Annotated in this window: 14 protein-coding genes; 1 reads left to right on the forward strand and 13 read right to left on the reverse strand. The window is 69.7% G+C overall.

Annotated elements, in window-relative coordinates; translation table 11 throughout:
* Positions 1 to 159 precede the first annotated feature (159 nt).
* From AB0I91_RS41400 to AB0I91_RS41460, 13 genes are all read right to left on the reverse strand, one after another.
* Positions 160 to 1,401, reverse strand: coding sequence for an ABC transporter substrate-binding protein (locus tag AB0I91_RS41400; protein WP_498786006.1), 1,242 nt, complete (start codon positions 1,399 to 1,401; stop codon positions 160 to 162).
* A gap of 44 nt (positions 1,402 to 1,445) precedes the next feature.
* Positions 1,446 to 2,525, reverse strand: coding sequence for a LacI family DNA-binding transcriptional regulator (locus tag AB0I91_RS41405; protein ID WP_499619251.1), 1,080 nt, complete (start codon positions 2,523 to 2,525; stop codon positions 1,446 to 1,448).
* Positions 2,526 to 3,201: 676 nt separating this feature from the next.
* Complete coding sequence (locus tag AB0I91_RS41410; protein WP_499641773.1) at positions 3,202 to 4,341, reverse strand: ROK family protein; 1,140 nt, start codon at positions 4,339 to 4,341, stop codon at positions 3,202 to 3,204.
* A gap of 259 nt (positions 4,342 to 4,600) precedes the next feature.
* Positions 4,601 to 5,704: a hypothetical protein gene (locus tag AB0I91_RS41415; protein WP_498786000.1), complete on the reverse strand. Its 1,104-nt coding sequence runs from the start codon at positions 5,702 to 5,704 to the stop codon at positions 4,601 to 4,603.
* A gap of 250 nt (positions 5,705 to 5,954) precedes the next feature.
* Complete coding sequence (gene mmsB / locus AB0I91_RS41420) at positions 5,955 to 7,175, reverse strand: multiple monosaccharide ABC transporter permease (RefSeq protein ID WP_498785998.1); 1,221 nt, start codon at positions 7,173 to 7,175, stop codon at positions 5,955 to 5,957.
* Positions 7,172 to 8,698 carry a multiple monosaccharide ABC transporter ATP-binding protein gene (gene mmsA, locus AB0I91_RS41425; protein ID WP_499619137.1) on the reverse strand — a complete coding sequence of 509 codons (1,527 nt, stop codon included), beginning with the start codon at positions 8,696 to 8,698 and terminating at the stop codon, positions 7,172 to 7,174. The genes mmsB and mmsA overlap by 4 nt, the downstream gene beginning before the upstream one ends.
* Before the next feature lie 11 nt (positions 8,699 to 8,709).
* Complete coding sequence (chvE, locus tag AB0I91_RS41430; protein ID WP_498785994.1) at positions 8,710 to 9,819, reverse strand: multiple monosaccharide ABC transporter substrate-binding protein; 1,110 nt, start codon at positions 9,817 to 9,819, stop codon at positions 8,710 to 8,712.
* 74 nt (positions 9,820 to 9,893) lie between these two features.
* Complete coding sequence (araA, locus tag AB0I91_RS41435; RefSeq protein ID WP_498785992.1) at positions 9,894 to 11,402, reverse strand: L-arabinose isomerase; 1,509 nt, start codon at positions 11,400 to 11,402, stop codon at positions 9,894 to 9,896.
* Between the two features lie 20 nt (positions 11,403 to 11,422).
* On the reverse strand, positions 11,423 to 12,076 hold the full coding sequence (locus AB0I91_RS41440; RefSeq protein WP_499618857.1) for an L-ribulose-5-phosphate 4-epimerase: 654 nt from the start codon (positions 12,074 to 12,076) through the stop codon (positions 11,423 to 11,425).
* A complete protein-coding gene (gene araB / locus AB0I91_RS41445; RefSeq protein ID WP_499618859.1) occupies positions 12,073 to 13,755 on the reverse strand; it encodes a ribulokinase in 1,683 nt (560 codons plus the stop codon). The genes AB0I91_RS41440 and araB overlap by 4 nt, the downstream gene beginning before the upstream one ends.
* Positions 13,756 to 14,280: 525 nt before the next feature.
* Positions 14,281 to 15,267, reverse strand: a complete 987-nt coding sequence (locus AB0I91_RS41450; RefSeq protein WP_123742618.1) for a LacI family DNA-binding transcriptional regulator — start codon at positions 15,265 to 15,267, stop codon at positions 14,281 to 14,283.
* 232 nt (positions 15,268 to 15,499) lie between these two features.
* A complete protein-coding gene (locus AB0I91_RS41455) occupies positions 15,500 to 17,974 on the reverse strand; it encodes an alpha-L-arabinofuranosidase family protein (RefSeq protein ID WP_499641776.1) in 2,475 nt (824 codons plus the stop codon).
* A 26-nt stretch (positions 17,975 to 18,000) separates the two neighbouring features.
* The gene (locus tag AB0I91_RS41460) at positions 18,001 to 19,983 is read right to left on the reverse strand and encodes an immunoglobulin-like domain-containing protein (protein WP_498785984.1); all 1,983 of its coding nucleotides are present in this window, start codon (positions 19,981 to 19,983) and stop codon (positions 18,001 to 18,003) included.
* A 475-nt stretch (positions 19,984 to 20,458) separates the two neighbouring features.
* Between AB0I91_RS41460 and AB0I91_RS41465 the strand changes: the two genes are divergently transcribed.
* Entirely contained in the window at positions 20,459 to 21,436 is a 978-nt protein-coding gene (locus AB0I91_RS41465; protein ID WP_498785982.1) for an ABC transporter substrate-binding protein, read from the forward strand.
* The last annotated feature ends 58 nt before the right edge of the window (positions 21,437 to 21,494 follow it).

A 21,494-nucleotide genomic window follows, 5' to 3' on the forward strand; every position in this document is an offset into this window, starting at 1 on the left:
AGGACACGAGCGAGTCCAAGGTGCGCACCAGGTTGTTGTCGGTGTAGGTCGCCAGGTGCACCGACAGGTGCGGCGTGGGGGGGGGCGCACCCCCGCGCCCCGGGGCCCGCGCCCCCCACCCCACCGCGCCCCCCCCCCCCCCCCCCACGACGGGGGAAGTCAATTAAGCAGCTCCTGCAACTTGGTCTGCAGCTCCTTCAGCGCCACGTCGCTGGTCTTCGCGCCGGTCAACGCGGCGTAGGCGGCTTCCTGGATCGCCTGCGTGACGTCGCCGTAGCGGACGGCCTGCGGGCGCGGCTTAGCCGACAGGATCGACTCCTTCAGCGTCGGCAGGTACGGGAACTGCTTGATCAGCTCGGCGTCCTCGTACAGGCTCGCCAGGGTCGGCGCCTGCGAGGTGGCCAGCAGGTTGGAGCGCTGCGAGGCCTCGCTGGTGAAGAACTTGATGAAGTCCAGCGCGGTGGCCTTGTTCTTGCCGAACGCGGAGATGGCGAAGTTGTGGCCGCCCAGGGTGGAGCTGCCGGGGCCCTTGAGGCCGGGCAGGGGCGCGACGTCGAACTTGCCCGCGACCTGCGAGGAACCGTCGGTCTTGCCGGCCAGGTTCCACTGGTAGGGCCACTGGCGGTGGAACAGGAGCTCGCCCGCCTGGAACGCGCGGCGGCCCTCCTCTTCCTTGTAGGTGATGGCCTTCTCCGGGATGATGCCCTGCTGGAACCCGGTGACCAGGGTGTCCAGCCCGGCCTTCGCCTCGGGCGAGTCGACGACGGCCTTGCCGGAGGCGTCGACCACGTCGCCGCCCGCGGAGTGCACGGCCTCGTCGAAGTTGACCGTCAGGCCCTCGTACTTCTCGAACTGACCGGCGTAGCAGCCGATCGCGGGCTGCGTCGCCTTGACCGCCTGGCAGGCGGTGGTGAGCTCGGCCCACGTCTTCGGCGGCTTCTGGCCCGCCGCGTCGAGCAGGTCCTTGCGGTAGTACAGCAGGCCGCCGTCGGAGTACACCGGCGCGGCGTAGAGCTTGTCGCGGTACTGCGCCGTCTTCACCGCGGGCTGGAGGAACTTGTCCAGTTCGAACTCCTTGGCGGGCAGTTCGACGACCCAGCGGTTGGCGGCGAACTCGGCCGTCCACACCACGTCGAGGTTGAGGATCGTGTACGCGTCGGACTTGACCTGCGCGTTCTGCACCATCTGCTGGCGCTGGGCGTCCGCGGACTCGGGCAGTTCGATGATCCGGACCTGCTCGTTCGCGTGCGAGGCGTTCCACTCGTCGACGAGCTTCTGCATGTTGCCGGAGGTGTCCTTGCCGGTGGCGAAGGTGACCTCGCCCCGTCCTTCGAGCGCACCGCTGGGCTGCTCGCCGCCTTCGTCCCCTCCGCTGCCGCACGACGCGAGGAGGACTGCCACACCCAGCGCCGCGGTTGCCCGCGCCGCCGTTGTCCGAACGCCCATTACCGAGACTCCCATTCGTTCAGGTCTTGCTCTGTCAAGCGGATCGGGGCACTGCCGCGGCTGATGATCCCGCCCGGCAGCAACACGCCCCGATCGCTGTTCGCACTGGTGGTCGAGCCGCGTCCAGCGCTGGTTGTCGTGCTGTTGGTGCTCTCCAGGAGGTCCACCACGGTGCGGGCGAACCTCTCGACGGGTTGCCGCACCGAGGTGAGACCACCGTCCACAACAGAGGCCAACGGCGAGTCGTCGAAACCCGTCACCGCGACGTCCGTCCCCGGCCGGAGCCCCTGGCGGCGCACTTCACGGTGCACACCTACCGCAAGTGGATCACTCACCGCGATCACCGCGTCGGGTATCACTTCGGAGTCCAGCAGGTCTCGCATCGCCGCCCCGCCCGCTTCGACGGTGTCGTCCTCGGCGAGCACCAGCCGGTCCGCGGGCAGGTCGAAGGCCGTGCAACCGGCTTTCCAGCCGCGCAGCCGTTCGAGGTTCTGCACGGTCCTCCCCCGTCCGCCGACGAACGCGATGCGACTGCGGCCGAGGTCGTGCAGGCGGTCGACGAGCCGGTGGCACGCGGCCGCGCCGTCGAGGTCGACCCACGGTCCGGGCTGCTCGCCGTTCCCCGTGCGCCCGAAGGACACGAAGGGCACGTCGTGGTCGGCCAGCCATCGGTGGCGCGGGTCCTCCTCGACGGTGTTGGCCAGCACGAAGCCGTCCACCGCGCGTTGGGCTACCAGGTCGGCGTACGCGTCGATCTCGGTCGTGCCGGTGAACAGGAGCACGTGGCGGCCGGAGTCTTCCACCTCGGCGGTGAGCAGGTGCAGGAACCGGTCCATGAACGAGCTCGGCGTGTCGGTGATCGGCACGTGGTAGCCGATGAGGCCGGCTCGGCGGGCGGCCAGGTTGCGCGCGTTGCGGTTCGGTCGGTAGCCGAGGGCCTCGACCGAGGCGCGGACGCGCCGGCGGGTGGCCGGGTCCACCCGGTGGGGCGCGTTGAGCACGTTGGACACGGTTTGACGGGAGACACCGGCGTGCAGCGCCACCTGGCGGATCGTCACCGGACCGCCGGGACGCGCCATGGCCTGCTCCCCTCCCCCCGGGTTCGAGCTGGTTCGGTGCCGTTCGCGCTGGTTCCGTGATCCCGTCGTGCGGTGACGGAGCGCACCCGTCCGAGTACTGAGCCGATCGTTTGACCGCTCAAAATCGGCGGTACTGTGTCGCGGGCCACAGCGCTGTGTCAAGGAGTGGGAAGCCTGCGTGACCGGACCGCAACTTCTTCGCTCCGCAACAACGCAAGCCCATCACCGTCCGACCAGGACCGCGACACCGCCACCCACACCAGCGCGCACCGCCGATTGCCGCAACCCCACCACCACCCACCCGATCCCGTTCCGTTGACCCCTCGTAACCCACCGGTTATCCCCAAGCGACCACAACGGACCCGCAACCTCTCCACAAGGCCCGATTTGACATGGGTTCGGGTGCCATAGGCTGGTCGAAGCCGGGGAGGCTTGGCGGACGCTTTTCCCGCCAGGCCTGCCCGGCTTTGGCCTGCCTGGGGTGCCCGTAAGGGCCCCATGTCAAATCGAGCCGAACAGGACAAACACCACCCCGAACACCCAACTCACCACACCCGAACACTCAACTCGACCGACCTGAACGCTCAGCTCGGCACACCCGGAACGTCCGGACGCACGAGCTGAACGTTCGCCACACCCGACCTGAGCGTTCGACCCACTCGAGGGTGAGAAGCAGTCAGGGGCGGAGGCCACCGGTCAGGGTGGCGCGGATGGCCAGTGCCGCGCCCGAGCGGGCCCACTCGCCGAAGTCGAACGGCTGGACGTCCAGGTCGATGAGCGCCGGGTCGGCCTCGTAGCTCGCCCTGATCCCGTCCACCACCCGCTGCTCCGACACCTCGTAGAGCGGGAGCCCGTCACCCGTCAGCAGGATCTTCCGCGGATCCAGGAAGTTCGCCACCGTGGCGATCAGGACACCCAGCGCGTAGCCCGCGTCGTCGAACACCCGCTTGGCCACCGGGTCACCCGCCAACGCCCGCCCGACCGCTTCCTCGTACGTCGGGTCCCCATCCAACTGGCGCAGCATCACGTGCGTCATCAGGTAGCTCGACGCGCAACCGCGGTGGCCGTACCCGCACTGCGGACCGCTCGGGTCGATGAGGATGTGGGAGATCCTCGGCGAGAGGCCGTGCGCGCCCCGGACCAGCTTGCCGTCGATGATCACGCCGCAGCCGACGCCCGCGCCCACCGTGACCAGGGCCATCGAGTCCAGCCCCGCGCCCGCGCCGAACCAGTGCTCCGCCGACGTCAGCGCCTGCACGTCGTTGTCGACCGCCGTGGGGAGGGCGGTGGCGGCGGTGACCGCGTCGTGCAGCGGCACGTTCACCCACCGCAGGAACCCCGCCTCGGTCACCACCCCGTCGTGCACGGTGCCGCCCAGCGTCACGCCGATGGCCGTCAGGTTCGGGAAGCTCGCCGCGACCTCGGCTATCCGGGCGACCACGTCGGCCGGGTCGGTGGACCGCAGGGGCTGGTCCGCGGTGTCGACGACCTTGGCGGTGAGGTCCGTGACGACGGCGTAGAGGCGGTCGGCGGTGAGCTTCACGCCCAGGAAGTGGTGGGACTCGCCACGCACGTGGAGCATCTCCGAGGGCCTGCCGGTGGACGAGCGCAGTTGCGTCTCGCCCTCGACGAGCAGTCCGCTCAGCACGAGGGTGCGGGTCGCCCTGGTGAGGGTGGGCCGGGACAGGTGGAGTCGGGTCGCGATCTCGGCCCGCGGCATCGTGCCGTGGATCAGGACCTCCAGCAGCACGTCACGCGCGACTTCGGGCAGGTCCGGCCAGGAACGAGCGGTGCGAGGGCCGGTTCCCGAGGTCACCGACCGAACATACCCGGACCAACCCGACCCGACCGGATCACCGCACAGCCACCACCCGCACCGCCAACCAGCCACGACCGCACCCCAGCCGACCGCACCCGACCGCACCGCACCGCACCGCACCGCACCGCACCACGACCGGACCGCACCGCGCCCCCCAGACGCCGCGACCCGCGGTCCCCGCACAGCACGACCCGCGGTCCCCGCACAGCACGACCCGGGTCGCCGCACCGCCACGACCCGGGTCGTCACCGCACCACTAGCAGATGCTCTGCCTGCTGTTGACCAGCGTGTTGTTGCGGAACGTGGTGTTCGTCCCGCACGGGTTCTCGGTGATCGCCGAGTTGGTGACGGTCAGGTTCTGGATGATGACGTCCCGCGTCACCGGGAACTCGCTCCGCGCCGCCAACCGGATCTCGCCCCCGCCGCTCACGCTGCCGCTCTGGGCGGCGATGTTCACGTTGTAGCAGTTCTCGATCAGGATCGCGTTGTTGCCGGTGTTGGCGACGTCGATCCGGTCGATCTGCAGGCCGCCGCTCTCCGAGACGCAGAAGATGCCGCGACCGCCGCCGCGCGCCTTGACCGTCCCGACCCGGACGTTGATCGGGTAGCTGCTGCCGATCCGGCCGTTGCGGTTGGCCGTGCGGAACGCGGCGTAGCCGGTGCCGGCGCCCGCGTTCTCGGCGTCGACCGTGCCCACCGTGGCGTTGATCGTCTGGTTGAGCAGCAGGCCCGACTCGCCGACGCTGCGCGCCACCACCGTGCCGATGGTCAGGCCGTCCACCCCGTACGTCTCCACGGCGTGCGACCTGGCGCCCTGCACGTAGACGTAGTCGATGCGCACGTTGCGGGTCCACTGGCTGGTGTCGCCGCGGTTGTCGATGCGCACGCCCAGCCCGCCGGACAGGCGCATGTTCACGTTGCCGATCACCACGTTGGTGACGTTGCGCATGAAGATGCCGTACAGCGGGGTGCCGGTGAGGGTCAGGTTCTGGACCTCGATGTCGCGGACGCCGCGCGCGTAGACCGGCGCGTAGTCGCCCGAGCCGCTGCCGGTGACGTTGATGGTGCCGCACAGGTCGATCGTGGTGTAGCTGCGCATGGAGTACCGCTCGCCCGCGGGGATGGAGCCGGACGCCCGGACGACGATCCGCTCCTTGGACGTGCGGTTCGCGGTGAGGCTGTCGTTGGCCGCCTGCATCGCGGCGCGCAGGCTGCTTCCGGTGTAGACCGTGCTGCTGCCCCGGCGGGCCGTGAAGCTGCTGCCGGACCCGGTCACCTCGGCGTGGTAGGTGCCGTCGCCGCAGGCGGCCTGTGCCTCCGGCGCGGTGACCTGGAGCAGCGCCGCTGTCAACGCTGACACGGCGAGTAGTGCTTTCATGTGGTGATCTCCTAGGGCTTGGTAAGCGCTTTCCTGAGTGGCGGCGGAGATCGTGCTCGGCATTTCGACTGGAAGGTGGACGGTGGCGGCCCGTCGGGGGACGTGACGGGCCGCCGCCCGAGTCTGAACTGGGAGCGTTCCCAGGTCTGTTCGGTAGTGAATCCGAAGTGACCGGCCTACGTCAAGGGCCTGCCCCACAGGTGTGAGGCAGGCCCTTGATCGGTACAGAGGCTCAGGCACGGCCCCGGCGCTTGGTCCACACGTCGTAGGCGACGGCGGCCAGCAGCACGAGGCCCTTGACCAGCATCACCCGCTCGCTGGGCGCGCCGATCAACGACATGCCGTTGTTGATCACGCCCATGATCAGGCCGCCGGTGATCGCGCCGACCACCCGGCCGACGCCGCCCTGCACCGCCGCGCCGCCGATGAACGCCGCCGCGATCGCGTCCAGCTCGAACGCGTTGCCCGCGGTCGGACCGGCCTGGTTGAGGCGGCCGGCGAAGATCACGCCCGCCAGCGCGGACAGCAGGCCCATGTTCACGAACACCCAGAACGTGACCTGCTTGACCTTCACGCCGGACAGCGTCGCGGCCTGGAGGTTGCCGCCGATGGCGTAGATGTGCCGGCCGAACACCGACTTGTTCGCCATCACCGAGTAGCCCAGCGCCAGCACCGCGAGCAGCACGAGCACCCACGGCAGGTTGCGGAACCGGGCCAGCTGCACGACCACGGCCAGCACCACGGCCGCCGCCAGCGCGATCTTCGCCACGAAGATCGGGAACGGGTCCACGACCTGCCCGTAGCTCAGCCGCGCCTTGCGGTTGCGCCACTGGTTGAACGCGAACCCGGCCACCACCGCGACGCCGACCAGCAGGCTGACCAGGTCCGCGCCGCCGAGCGGGCCGAGGCCGACGTTGCCGAGGTAGCCCTCGGTGAAGCCGTTGGCCAGCGTGCGGATCTGGTCCGGGAACGGGCCGATGCCCTGGTTGCCCAGCACCGTCAGCGTCAGCGCCCGGAACACGAGCATGCCCGCCAGCGTCACGATGAACGCCGGGATGCCGAAGAACGCCACCCAGTAGCCCTGCGCCGCGCCGATCACCGCGCCCGAGAGCAGCGTGATGATCACCGCCAGCGGCCACGGCAGTCCCAGCTGGACGGTCAGCACCGCGCAGATCGCGCCGGTCAGCGCGACCACGGACCCGACCGACAGGTCGATGTGCCCGCCGATGATCACCAGGATCATGCCGATCGCCAGGATCAGCACGTACGAGTTCTGGACGATGATGTTGGAGATGTTCTGCGGTGTCAGCAGAGCGCCGTCCGTCAGCACCGTGAACAGCACCACGATCAGGGCGAACGCGATGTAGATGCCGGACTGCCGCAGGTTGAACGTGAACCTGCGCTGCGGCCCGGCCTGGGTCTTCAGCGCCTTGGCCGCGGTTTCGGTGGTCATGAGGTCTGTCCCTGGGTCATGTGGTGCATCAAGCGTTCCTGGGTTGCTTCCGCCCGGTCGAGCTCACCGGTGATGCGGCCCTCGGACAGGGCGTAGACCCGGTCGCACAGGCCGAGCAGCTCCGGCAGCTCGGAGGAGATGACCAGCACCGCGCGGCCCTGGTCGGCCAGGTCGTTGATGATCGAGTAGATCTCGTACTTCGCGCCGACGTCGATGCCGCGGGTCGGCTCGTCGAGGATGAGCACGTCCGGGTCGGTGAACATCCACTTCGCCAGCACGACCTTCTGCTGGTTGCCGCCCGACAGCGACGCGGTCGGGGTGGCGACGCTGGGCGTCTTGATGTTCATCGAGCGCCGGTAGGACTCGGCGACCGAGTGCTCCTCGTTCTCGTTCACCCAGCCGCGCGGCGCCAGCTTGGCCAACCCGGCCGCGGACACGTTGAGCTGGACGTCCTGGATCAGGTTGAGCCCGTAGCGCTTGCGGTCCTCGCTGACGTAGGCCAGGCCGTGGTCGATGGCCTTGCGGACGGTGCGCGTGTCGATCTCGCGGCCGTCCTTGAAGACCTTGCCGGAGATTCCGACGCCGTAGGACCGCCCGAACACGCTCATCGCGAGCTCGGTGCGGCCCGCGCCCATGAGGCCCGCGAGACCGACGATCTCACCGCGCCGCAACGACAGCGTGGCGTTGTCGACCACGACCCGGTCGGGCTGGGACGGGCTGTGCACGGTCCAGCCCTCGATCCGCAGCACCTCGTCCCCGATGTGGGGCGTGCGCGGCGGGAACCGGTGCTCCAGGTCGCGGCCGACCATGCCGGAGATGATCCGGTCCTCGGTCACGTCCTTCGCGGGCAGCGTCTCGATGGTGCGCCCGTCGCGCAGGATCGTGATGCTGTCTGCGATCCTGGTCACCTCGTTGAGCTTGTGCGAGATGATCACCGAGGTGATGCCCTCGTCGCGCAGCCCGTCGAGCAGGTCGAGCAGGTGCGCGGAGTCGTCGTCGTTCAACGCCGCGGTCGGCTCGTCCAGGATCAGCAGCTTCACGTCCTTGGCCAGGGCCTTGGCGATCTCCACCAGCTGCTGCTTGCCGACGCCGAGGTCGTGCACGGGCGTCGTCGGGTTCTCCCGCAGGCCCACGCGGGCGAGCAGGGCGCCCGCCGCGTGGTTGGTGCGGTTCCAGTCGATGAACCCGCGCTTGGCCCGCTCGTTGCCGAGGAACAGGTTCTCCGCGACGGACAGCTGGCCGCACAGCGCCAGCTCCTGGTGGATGATCACGATGCCGCGCCGCTCGCTGTCGCGGACGCCGGCGAACGAGCAGGGCTCGCCCTCGAAGACGATCTCGCCCTCGTACGAACCGTGCGGGTGCACGCCGGAGAGCACCTTCATCAGCGTGGACTTGCCCGCGCCGTTCTCACCGCAGATCGCGTGGATCTCACCGCGCCGCACGGCGAGCGTGACGTCGTGCAGCGCGGTGACCCCGGCGAACCGCTTGGTGATGCCGCGCATCACCAGGATTTCGTCGGACATGGTGTGCAAACCTACTTCAGCTGATCCGCGGTGTAGTAGCCGCTGTCGACGAGCACCTTCTGGTAGTTGCCCTTGTCCACGATCACCGACTCGAGCAGGTACGACGGCACGACCTTCTTGCCGTTGTCGTAGTCCTTCTCGTTGTTGACCTCGGGCTTGCCGCCCTTGAGCACGGCGTCGGCCATCTTCACGGTGGTCGCCGCGAGCTCGCGGGTGTCCTTGTAGATCGTCGAGAACTGCTCGCCCGCGATGATCGACTTCACCGACGCGACCTCGGCGTCCTGGCCCGTGACGATCGGGTACGGGTTGCCGCCGGTGCCGTAGCCGCTGCTCTTGAGCGCGGACAGGATGCCGATGGACAGGCCGTCGTACGGCGACAGCACGCCGTGCACCTGCGCACCGCCGTAGGAGGAGGTCAGCAGGTCTTCCATGCGCTTCTGGGCCGTCGCCGGGTCCCAACGCAGGATGGCGACCGTCTTGAAGTCGGTCTGGCCGCTCTTGACCACCAGCGTGCCCTTGTCGATGTGCGGCTGGAGCACCGACATCGCGCCGTTGAAGAAGAACGTGGCGTTGTTGTCGTCCGGCGAGCCGGCGAACAGCTCCACGTTCAGCGGGCCGGTCGCGGTGCCCGGGGTGCCGTCGGCGTTGAGCACCTTCAGCCCGGTCAGCAGCGACGTCGCCTGCTGCACGCCGACCTTGAAGTTGTCGAAGGTGGCGTAGTAGTCGACGCTGTCGGTGTTGCGCAGCAGCCGGTCGTAGGCGATGACCGGGATGTTGGCGTCCTGCGCCTGCTGCAGCTGCGAGGTGATCGCGGTGCCGTCGATCGAGGCCACGATGAGCAGCTTCGCGCCCTTGGTGATCTGGTTCTCGATCTGGTTGGCCTGCGTCGGGATGTCGTTCTCGGCGTACTGGAGGTCGACCTTGTAGCCCTTCTCCTCCAACGCCTTCTTGATGTTGTCGCCGTCGTGGATCCAGCGCTCCGACGAGCGGGTCGGCATGGTCACGCCGACGAGCGCGCCCTCCGTCGAGCCGGTCTGCTGGTCGACGGACTTCTCCGCCGACCCGCAGGCGGCGAGCATCAGGCCGGCCGCGGTGATGGCGGCGATCCGCGGAAACCTCATTGTTTCTCTCTCTCCCTAGATGTGGTGCTTGGTCCGCGACCGGCCTGCTCGGGGCCGGCCGGTCGCGGGACCGGCTAGCGCAGACCTTGCGCGAGTCGGAAGTACGCCTGGTTCCAGCGCAGGCGGTCGCCGAACGACGCGGTCGTCGTGTCCCGGTCGATGACCACCAGTTCGGTGTTCACCATGGTCGCGAAGTCGCGCAGCGTATCCGAGCCCACGGCCTGCGTCATCACGGTGTGGTGCGGTCCACCCGCGGTCAGCCACGACTCGGCCGACGTGGACAGCGACGGCGCGGGCTTCCACACCGCGCGCGCGACCGGCAGGTTCGGCAGCGGCTCGTCCGGCGGCACGACCTCGACCTCGTTGGCCACCAACCGGAACCGCTCGCCGAGGTCGGCCAGGCCGACGACGACCGCGGGGCCGGCCGCCGCGTCGAACACCAGCCGGACCGGGTCCTCCCGGCCGCCGATGCCGAGCGCGTGCACCTCGCACGAGGGCTGGTCGGCCGCGATGGTCGGGCAGACCTCCAGCATGTGCGCGCCGAGGATCTTCGGCTCGCCCGGTCCGAAGTGGTAGGTGTAGTCCTCCATGAAGGACGTGCCGCGGCCGGTGCCGGCGCCCATCGCCTTGACCGCGGCGAGCAGGGCGGAGGTCTTCCAGTCGCCCTCGCCGCCGAAGCCGTAGCCGTCGGCCATCAGCCGCTGCACGGCCAGGCCCGGCAGCTGCCGCAGCCCGCCGAGGTCCTCGAAGTTCGTGGTGAACGCGCCGAAGCCGCCGTCGGTGAGGAACCGGCGCAACCCGGCCTCGATGCGCGCGCCGTAGCGCAGGGAGTCGTGCCGCTCGGCGCCCTTGTGCAGCTCGGGCGCGAGCCGGTAGGTGTCGGCGTACTCGGCGACCAGGAGGTCGATCTCCTCCTCTTCGACCGCGTCCACCAGTTCGACCAGGTCGTTCACGCCGTAGGTGTTGACCGAGACGCCGAAGCGCAGCTCGGCCTCCACCTTGTCACCCTCGGTCACCGCGACGCCACGCATGTTGTCGCCGAATCGGGCCAGCTTCATCCCGTTCAGGTGGCTGTAGCCGGTGGCGGCGCGCACCCAGCCGTCGATCCGGTCGGCCAGCAGCGGGTCGCTCGCGTGGCCCGCCACGGTCTTGCGCGGCACGCCGATCCTGGTCTGGATGAACCCGAACTCGCGGTCGCCGTGCGCGGCCTGGTTGAGGTTCATGAAGTCCATGTCGATGGTCGACCACGGCAGCGCCTCGTTGAGCTGCGTGTGCAGGTGCAGCAGCGGCTTGCGCAGCGCGTCCAGCCCGGTGATCCACATCTTCGCGGGCGAGAACGTGTGCATCCACGCGATCACGCCGATGCACGACGGGTCGGCGTTCGCCGCGAGCATGACGTCGCGGATGGCGGCGGTGTCGGTCAGCACCGGCTGCCACACCACCTCCGCGGCGATGCGGCCCGACTCGGTGAGCATCCGCTGGATCTGCTGCGACTGCTGGGCGACCTGCTCGAGCGTTTCCGGGCCGTAGAGGTGCTGGCTCCCGGTCAGGAACCAGACCTGCGGCTTCCCAGCAGGCGACATGCGGGGCTCCCCTCGTGGGCTCATTGCCCGTAGACGTTCTGGTAACGGGCGTACAGGCTGTCGATGTGGTGCTGCTCGATCGGCTTGGGCGTGCCGAGCTGGTGTGCGAAGTGGACGGTGCGGGCCACGTCCTCCACCATCACCGCGGCCTTCACCGCCGCACGGGCGTCCTTGCCGATCGTGAACGGGCCGTGGTTGCGCATCAGCACGGCCGGTGACCGGCTGCCGCGCAGGGTCTCCACGATGCCCTGGCCGATCGAGTCGTCGCCGATCAGCGCGAACGGGCCCACCGGGACGTCGCCGCCGAACTCGTCGGCGATCATCGTGAGCACGCACGGGATGGGCTCGCCGCGCGCCGCCCACGCCGTGGCGTACGGGGAGTGCGTGTGCACCACTCCCCCGACCTCGGGCATGTGCCGGTACACGTAGGCGTGCGCGGCGGTGTCCGACGACGGCGAGTAGTCGCCCTCGACCAGGGTGCCGTGCAGGTCGGTGACGACCATGGCCTCGGGGGTCAGCTCGTCGTAGGACACGCCGGACGGCTTGATGACCATCAGGTCCTGGCCGGGCACGCGCGCCGAGATGTTGCCCGCGGTCCAGATCACCAGCTCGTAGCGGGTCAGCTCGCGGTGCAGGTCGGCGACCGTGCGGCGGAGGTCTGCGATGACTGTCACACTCCCACCTCCCCCTTGGCTGTTGCCTGACCCTTTGTGGCCAGGCGACGCGCCTTGAGCCGGTGCATGACCTCGTTCGCGCCGCGGCCGAAGTAGTCGTGCAGCTCCTGGTACTCCACGAACATCCGCTCGTAGGCCTCGACGTTGTCCGGGATCGGCAGGTACGCGCCGCGCTTGATCGAGCCCATCGCCTTGGCGGCCGCGTGGATGTCCTCGTAGGCCTTCGCCGCGACGGCCGCGTGCATGGCCGAGCCCAGCGCGGGGCCCTGCTCGGAGCCGATGACCGACAGCGGCAGGTTCGTCACGTCGGCGTAGATCTGCATCAGCAGCGGGTTGCGCAGCAGGCCGCCCGCGATCACCAGCTCGGTGACCGGGATGCCCGCGTCGGTGTAGGAGTCCACGATGACGCGCGTGCCGTAGGCGGTGGCCTCCAGCAACGCCCGGTAGGTGTCCTCGGCGCGGGTGGCCAGCGTCTGCCCGACGATGACGCCCGACAGCTCGTGGTCGACCAGGACCGAGCGGTTGCCGCTGTGCCAGTCCAGCGCGATCAGGCCGTGCTCGCCGATGCGCTGCTGCGCGGCCAGCTCGGTCAGCAGCTCGTGCACCGAGATCCCGCGCGCCCGCGCCTGCTCGTGGTACTCCGCCGGCACGCCGTGCTCGACGAACCAGGCGAAGATGTCGCCGACGCCGCTCTGCCCGGACTCGTAGCCCCACAGGCCGGGCACGATCCCGCCGTCCACCACGCCGCACATGCCCGGCACGTCGGCCAGCACGTCGGCGTTCATCACGTGGCACGTGGAGGTGCCCATGATCGCGACCATCTGGCCGGGTTCGACGGCCCGCGCGGCGGGCGCGGTCACGTGCGCGTCGACGTTGCCGACGGCCACCGCGATGCCGGGCTTGAGGCCGGTCCACTCGGCGGCCTGCTCGGTGAGGCCGCCCGCCCGGTCGCCGAGCTGGCCGAGCGGGTGCTCCAGCTTGTCGGAGACGAACGTCGCGAAGTCGGGGTTGAGCGCGGAGAGGAAGTCCGCGGACGGGTAGCCGTCCTGGTAGATGCCCTTGTAGCCGGCCGTGCACGCGTTGCGCACGTAGGTGCCGGCGAGCTGCCAGACGATCCAGTCGGCGGCCTCGACCCAGTGGTCCATCGCCGCGTAGACCTCGGGGGCCTCTTCCAGCAGCTGGAGGCCCTTGGCGAACTCCCACTCCGAGGAGATCAGGCCGCCGTAGCGGGGCAGCCAGGCCTCGCCGCGCTGCGCGGCCAGGTGGTTGATCCGGTCGGCCTGCGGCTGGGCCGCGTGGTGCTTCCACAGCTTCACGTACGCGTGCGGGTTGCCCGCGAACTCGGGCAGCTCGTTGAGCGGCGTGCCGTCGGACTTGACCGGGACCATCGTGCACGCGGTGAAGTCGGTGCCGATGCCGATCACGTCGGCCGGGTCGACCCCGGCGTCGGCGATGGCCGCGGGCACCGCGTGCTTGAGCACGTCCACGTAGTCCTGCGGCACCTGCAACGCCCAGTCCGGGGGCAACGCGCGCCCGTCGGGCAGGGCGCGGTCCAGCACGCCGTGCCGGTAGTCGTGCACCGCGGTGCCGAGTTCGAGGCCGTCGCGCACCCGCACGACCACCGCGCGGCCGGACAACGTGCCGAAGTCGACACCCACCACCAATGGATCGCTCGCCATGATGGGCAGTGTTATCGCTAACATTCGCGACGTCAAGACCTGCCCGCAACGTGGTCTTAAAGAGTTGGTGAGCGTGCACAAAACCCGGTGTTCAGCGGGGTGCGCCACCGACCGCGGTCACACCGTCAGCCTAGGCGTGTTCGGGCCGCGTGCGGGACCGCAGATGCGCGGAGACCGGACGAAATAGTTGCGGGCCCGGCCCGACCGCACCAGAGGACGCCCGGCACGACCCACCGCGGGGGTCGCGGAACCGTATCCGGCCCGCCGAGCCGCCACCCGACCGGCACCCGGACCACCGCACCGCGCCGTGCCCACACCCCCACACCACGCCCACGACGCCACCCACACCCACAGCCACACCGGCACCGGCACCGGCACCGGCACCGGCACCGGCACCGGCACCGGCACTGTGCCCCACACCACTCGCGTGTCGAACGCTCTGGCCCCCGAGCTCACCGTTCCGAACGTCGAACTCGGGGTCCTGGAGGTTCGAGACGGTGGGCCTGAGCGTTCGACACGCGGGGTTCACTGCACGGGAGGCGCGACGCTGTCCCGCTTCACCAGCGCCGGCGGGACGTTGCGCTGCGGCGCGCCCACCTCGCCGTCGGCCACCTGCGCCAGCAGCAGCTCCAGCGTCTCCTTGGCGACCGCGTGGAAGTCCGGCCGGATGGTCGTCAGCGGCGGGATGAAGTAGGCCGCCTCCGGCACGTCGTCGAACCCCACGATGCTCACGTCGTGCGGCACCCGGCGGCCGCGCTCGCTCATCGCGCGCAGGATGCCGAGCGCCAGGTGGTCGTTCGCCGCGAAGATCGCGGTGACCTCCGGCATGCGGGCCAGCATCTGGCCCGCCCGGTAGCCCGAGGCCGCGCTCCAGTCCGCCGGCACGACCGGCGGCACCTCCAGGCCCGCCGTCTCCAGCGCCGACCGCCAACCCCTTATGCGACCGAGGCTGTCGAACCAGTCCGACGGCCCCGAGACGTGCCACACCGTGCGGTGGCCCGCCTCCAGCAGGTGCGTGGTCGCCGCGAAGGCGCCCGCCGCCTGGTCGACCGTGACGAGCGGTGTGGAGCGCTCCGGGTCGCCGTCCACCGTGACCAGCGGGATGCCGGCGGACACGTCGCCGACCGCGTCGTTGGCCGACGCGGTCGGCGCGATGACCACTATCCCGGCGACCCGCTGGTCGCGGTGGCGTTCCACGGCGTCGGAGATGGAGTTGCGGTCCAGGACGTTGACCCGGCCCACGCTCACCGCGAACCCCGCCTCGGCCGCCGCCGCCTCGAACGCGGCGAGCAGCGACGCGGGGCCGTAGAGCGTCGAGTTCTGCGCCACCACCCCGATCAGCTGCGACCGGCCGGTGACCAGCGCCCTGGCCGCCTTGTTGGGCCGATAGCCCAGCTCCGCGATGGCCGCGCGCACCCGCAGCCGGGTCTGCTCCCGGACGTTGGGGTGCCCGTTCAGCACCCTCGACACCGTCTGGTGCGAGACCCCGGCGAGCCGGGCGACATCCGTCATCGCGGGATCGCGCGAGGTCCTGTGCTCCACTAGCGCCCCATCTCCCCTGTCGACATTGCAGCCTTCGTACTCGATGTTAGCGATAACACGCCTGGTCCACCGTGAAGGTGCTCACGGTCCATTGTCCATCAGAGACCGTTCCCACCAGCGCAGGGACACGTCAGCTCACCCGGAAGGTCGCACCTTCCCGGGCCGGGAGGCGCTCCCGTCGCGGAGGTTCCGGGCGGCGTGATCAACGGCGGTCCTTGATGCGGAGGAAGGTGACCGAGTTCGGCGGGAACGTGTGGGTGAAGGAGTTCGACACCCGCACCTGCGTCCGCTTGGCCTTGACCGGCTGGGCGAACTCGGTGTTCACGTCGTCGGGCAGGCCCTCCAGCACGGTCGCCCTCGCGATCGGCGCCACCCGCGTGCCCCGGCCGAGGTCGATCTTCGTGCGGGCGGGCTCCGACCGCGCGTTGACGACCTTGACGATCAGCTCGCCGGTCGCCTCGTCGCGCGTGACCACCTGGCGGAACGGCTCCGGGTTCTTGGTGGCCTCGTCGGTGAACTCCGCCCACAGCACGTCGTCGACGAACAGCTTCACCGTCCGGTCGCGGACCTCGACCCGCAGGTCGTAGGTGCGACCGGTCTCGATCGTGGTGCCGTCGGCGTGGAACACGCGCGAGGAGTTGCCGCCGTCGACCGCGGAGCGGGTGTTGTTCCAGCCGCCCAGGTTCCACCAGAACGGGTTGCCCGTGCCGTTGACCGCGAACGGGATCAGGAAGCCCTCGCTGCCGGACAGCTTGGTGGCCTTCACGCTGAACGTGAAGTCGGTCCAGGTCGGGTCGCCCGCCGTCACCAGGGGGTTGGTCGCGGCGGTGTCGGACTGCACGAAACGCCCGTCCACCACGTCCCAGTCGCCGGCGCCGTTGCCCGTCCAGTTGCCCCGGTCGACGGAGAAGTCGTCGGCGAACAGCTCGCGGCCGTCGGCGGAGGTGACCTTCACGTCGTCGTAGGCCACGGAGGTGGCCCAGGACGACAGGGCGACGGCCCCGGTGATCGGCGTCGGGCTCCACGGCGTGCCGGAGGCCGTGCTCTTCACGACGTGGTCGCCCACGTTGGTCATGAACAGCTTCTGCACCTCGTACGAGGTCGAGCCCCACGAGGCGTGGTTGTTGAACCAGATCATGTCCGGCCGCCACTGCACGTAGTCCTCGTTGGAGAGCAGCGGCGCGTAGGAGGCGAGCTTGACCACGTCGGCGTTGCGCTCCAGGCCGGTCATGAACGCGGCCTCGGCCAGCGCGTTGAAGTACCGGTTGTCCTGCGAGGCGTACTCGCCGAGGAACACCTTCGGCCCGTTGCGGTCGTAGCCGTCGTACCGGTCGTTGTTCTCCAGGAACCAGCTCGGGCTGTTGTAGTAGTGCTCGTCGACCATGTCGACGCCCGCGTCGCGGTTGAGCTGCCACAACCGGTCGAAGTTGGCGCCGGCGTCGTCCGGGCCGGAGTTGCTGACGATGGTGATGTCCGGGTACTCGGCCTCGATGGCGGCGCGGAACCGCGTGAACCGGCTGAAGAACTCGTCGGCCAGGTTCTCCTCGTTGCCCACGGCCAGGTGGGTGAGCCCGAACGGCTTCGGGTGGCCCATCTCGGCCCGCTTGCGGCCCCACGTGGAGTCGGCCGGGCCGTTGGCGAACTCGATCAGGTCCAGGGTGTCCTGGATGTGCCGTGCCAGCAACGCGGGGTCGTCGGTGGCGCGGTTCTGGCCGCAGCCGGTGACCAGGGCGGGCACCACGGGCAGCGGCATGGCGCCGATGTCCTCGGCGAACTGGAAGTACTCGTAGTAGCCGAGGCCGTAGGACTGGTTGTAGCCCCAGAAGTTCCAGTTGGTGGCGCGCTGCTCGACCGGGCCGATGGTGTCCTTCCACTGGAAGGAGCGGCGGCGCTCGAAGTTCGGCGCCTCGTAGGCGTGGTGGCTGCCGGTGTTCACCAGGCACCCGCCGGGGAAGCGGACGAAGCCCGGTTCGAGGGCGGCGATCTTCTCCGCCAGATCCTTGCGCAGGCCGTGGCCCTTGAAGGTGTCCCGCGGGAACAGCGAGACCATGTCCAGCCGCAGGGTGCCCGTGCCGCCCGCGTCCAGCAGCAACCGGCCGGCGGTGGAGGACTCGCGCGCGGTGAACGTGCCGGTGTACTTGGTCCAGCCGTCACCGGTGACCCGGACCGCCAGCGGCGGCGCCAGGTCCTCGCCCGCCGGGTCGGTGAGGCCCACGTGCACCGGCGTGCCGCCGGGCTGGTCCGTGCGGGCCCAGGCGGAGAAGTCGTAGCGCTTGCCCTCCTGCACGTTGACGCCCGTGTTGTACCCGGAGTTGACCACCCCGGCAGGCAGGCCGAGGCGCAGGTGGTTGCGGTTGCGCTCGTTGAGGCGGGCGTCGTCGTCGACCACCTCGACCGTGCCGCCGGTCGGCGCCCACCCGGTGAGCGGCGTGTAGGCGGCGTTGTCGGCGGTGCTGTACTCGAACGACCTGTTCTGCACCAGCTCGGCGTACAGGCCGCCGTCGGCGGCGCGGTTGATGTCCTCGAAGAAGACGCCGTACATGGTGTCGTCGATCGTCGCGCCCCTGGCGGCGGGGTCGATGGTGAGCGTGTAGTCGGAGTCGGCGGCCGAGCCCGAGCCGGGCACGGCGATGAGCAGGCTCGCGGCGACCACCGCGGCCATCACAACGCGGGACATGCGTCCTCCAGTGCTCCTGTGCGGGGTCAGGGGAAGGCGGCGCGGACGCGGTCGAGCTCGGCCTTGGTCACGGGCAGCACGGTGCCGTGGCGGGGACGGCTGGGCAGCTGGTAGTCCGTGGCGAGGGTCCACTTGCCCGACGCGAGGTCCGTGGTCTCGAACGGCACGTAGCCGCGGCCGCCGAACTCGTCGATGAACAGGTACCAGCGGTCCTCGGTGTTGGACTTGAAGACCGTCGGCCCCTCGCCCTGGTTGATCGAGCCCTTGCCGATGCAGTCGGCGACGAAGTCGTACGACGTGTCCCGCAGCTGCGCGGACTTCTCGGCGAGGATGAACTTGCTGCACGGCGTGGTCGACGTGTTGTTCCGCTCGTCCTTGGTGAACCGGTAGTACTCGTCGCCGTGCTTGATCACGGTCGAGTCGATGACCGAGTAGCCCGGGTCGACCCAGACCTGCGGCTCGCTGAACGTGCGGAAGTCGCGCGTGGTCGCGTACAGCATCTTGTTGTAGGTGTTGCCGGTGTGCTCGGGGTCGTTCTCGGCGTAGAGCTTCGAGGCCCAGAACACCACGTACGCGCCGATCGACTCGTCGTAGTACGCCTCGGGCGCCCACGTGTTGCCCGCCGTCTCGGGCGAGACCCGCACGTGGCGCTGCTGACCCCAGTTGACCAGGTCGGTCGACTCCCAGACCTCGATGTGGCGGCTGCCCTTGCGCTGCACCAGGTCCCAGTTGCCGTTGCCGTGGATCTTCAGGTCGGTGGCGATGAGGTAGAACTTGTCGCCCTCGGGCGAGCGGATGATGAACGGGTCGCGCACGCCCTTGTCGCCCAGCGAGGAGGTCAGCACGGGCTTGCCCTGGTTCAGCTCGTCCCACTCGAGCGCGTCGTTGCCGCGGCTCGCGGCGAGGTAGACCTGCTCGCCGGTGGCCGAGCCCTCGCCGGTGAAGTAGCCGAACAGGTAGCCCTCGTAGTCCTGCCGCTCGGGCAGCGGCGTCACGGTGACCTTGAACTTCTTGCGGGTGGTCTCCTCGCCCGCGCGGATCTCCGCGGTGAGCTGCACCTTCACCGGCTTCTCGCCGAACGCGGGCCGGGTGACCTCGCCGGTGGTCGTGATGATCCCGGGCTTGTTGCTCTTCCACGTGATCGAGGTGCCGTGCAGGCCGGTCGTCGGCAGGGTGATGTTGCCCCGGATGTCGTCCTCGTCCCACACGACGAGCGCGGCGTCGGCCTCGGCGACCTTCTCGTCGTCGGTCAGCTGCGGGCGCACGGTGACCTGGAAGTCGCGGGTCTGCCCGAACGCGGTCGCGGTGAGCGTCACGGTCGCGGGCTCGCCACCGGGTGCGGGACGGGTCACGACACCGGTCGTGGAGACGACCGCGGGGTCGCTGGACCGCCAGGTGACCGTCGAGCCGTACGGGCCGGTGGTCGGCAGGGTCAGGTCCGCGGTGACGGCGGTGGTGTCGCCGAGGTCGATGGCGGCCAGGTCGCGCCTCCCGCGCTCGTCGTCCGGCACGAAGCCCAGGTCGTGCGCCTCGGCCGCGGTGAGCGCGCGGTCGTAGAGGCGGAAGTCGCGGACCGCGCCCTTCAGGTGGCGGTCGCCGCTGTAGACCGAGCGGCCGAGGTAGTTCGCGGTGGTCGTGCCGCCGCCGATCATCGCCGGGGTGATCGTGACGCCGGTCTTGCGCGCGACCTCGACGCCGTCCTCGTACAGCACGGCGGTGCCGCCGGCGAGCGTGTAGGTAAGCGTTTTCCAGACACCCCTGGCGAGGTTGCGGCCCGCCGTCGCGGTCTGCTCCGTCGACCAGTTGCCCGTGGCGATGGACGTCCGGTAGGCGTTGCCGGTGGTGAACAGGTAGCCGTTACCCGCCGTGCCCGAGGAGTTACCCAGGCCGTAGATGAAGTAAGGGGTGGCCTGGTCCGGCGCGATCCGCACCTGGAGCGAGACGCTGACCTCGGTCAGACCGCGCAGCACGTTGTCGGGCAGCTTCACGTGGCCGTTGACGCCGCCCAACTGAAGGCCTTCAGGACCGCCGGGGGTGGCGTCGCCGATAACGGTTGCGTTGCGACCTCCACCCGAGGTGTCGGCCACGACGGCGCCGTCGGTTTCGGTGAGGGGGTAGTGGAGGACGAGGCCGTCGGCGGCGGATGCCGGCGGAGCGCTCAACGCCGCCGCGGCCACCGTCGCGACCAGGGCCGCGACGAGAGTGCGTGGACGATGACGAAGGGTGACCATTTGGGGAGTCGCTCTCGTCTTGCGCGCGGCACGAGGCCGCGGATGAACAGGGCATCCGGGTGTCGCGGTGTGTTGGGTCACAAAAGTGAGCGCTAACATACGACCGGCCTAACAAACGTGTCAAGGATGCGAAGTTGACGTTTCCGGGGGGTTGACGGGCCGATTGTGAGCGTTCACTCTTGTGCCCCAGGTGACCACCGTCACGCGGTTCGCCGATCCCGTCAGTGTCTCGGGTTCACACGGAGGAAGACCAGTGTTGAAGAAGATCACGACCGCCGCCGCCGCGGTCCTGTTGGCCGCGTTGACCGCGTGCGGGTCCGGCGGGTCCGGGGACGCGGGGTCGACCGGCAAGGCCAACGACGACGGCAAGATCACGATGGGCTTCGCCCAGGTCGGCGCCGAGAGCGGCTGGCGCACCGCCAACACCAAGTCGATCCAGGAAGAGGCCGCGGCCGCCGGGATCGAGCTGAAGTTCTCCGACGCGCAGCAGAAGCAGGAGAACCAGATCAAGGCCATCCGGTCCTACATCCAGCAGAAGGTGGACGTCATCGCCTTCAGCCCGGTGGTGGAGACCGGCTGGGACGCGGTGCTGCTGGAGGCCAAGCGCGCCAACATCCCGGTCATCCTGACCGACCGCGCGGTCGACTCCGACGACACGTCGCTGTACAAGACGTTCCTCGGCTCCGACTTCGTGGAAGAGGGCAAGAAGGCCGGCGAGTGGCTGAAGGCCAACGCCGCGGGCGCGAAGAACGTCGTGGAGCTGCAGGGCACGACGGGCGCGGCGCCGGCGATCGACCGCAAGAAGGGCTTCGAGGACGCCATCGCGGGCACGGACCTGAAGGTCGTGGCCACGCAGACCGGTGACTTCACGCGGTCGGGCGGCAAGCAGGTCATGGAGGCGTTCCTGAAGTCGGTGCCGCAGATCGACGTGGTCTACGCGCACAACGACGACATGGGCCTGGGCGCCATCGAGGCGATCAAGGCCGCGGGCAAGGTGCCGGGCAAGGACATCAAGATCATCACCGTGGACGCGGTGAAGGACGGCATGACCGCGCTGGCCGCTGGTGAGATCAACTTCATCGTCGAGTGCAACCCGCTGCTCGGCAAGCAGCTGATGGAGCTGGCGAAGAAGGTCGTCGCGGGCGAGGAGGTGCCGCCGCGGGTCGTCACCGAGGAGGGCACGTTCACCGTCGAGCAGGCGAAGACCGAGCTGCCCAACCGCAAGTACTGATCCGAAGCCGCGGCCCCCGCCACCCTCCGGGTGTGGTGGCGGGGGCCGCTCCCGTCGT

The sequence above is a fragment of the Actinosynnema sp. NPDC049800 genome (assembly GCF_040656635.1).
GTDB lineage: Bacteria > Actinomycetota > Actinomycetes > Mycobacteriales > Pseudonocardiaceae > Actinosynnema.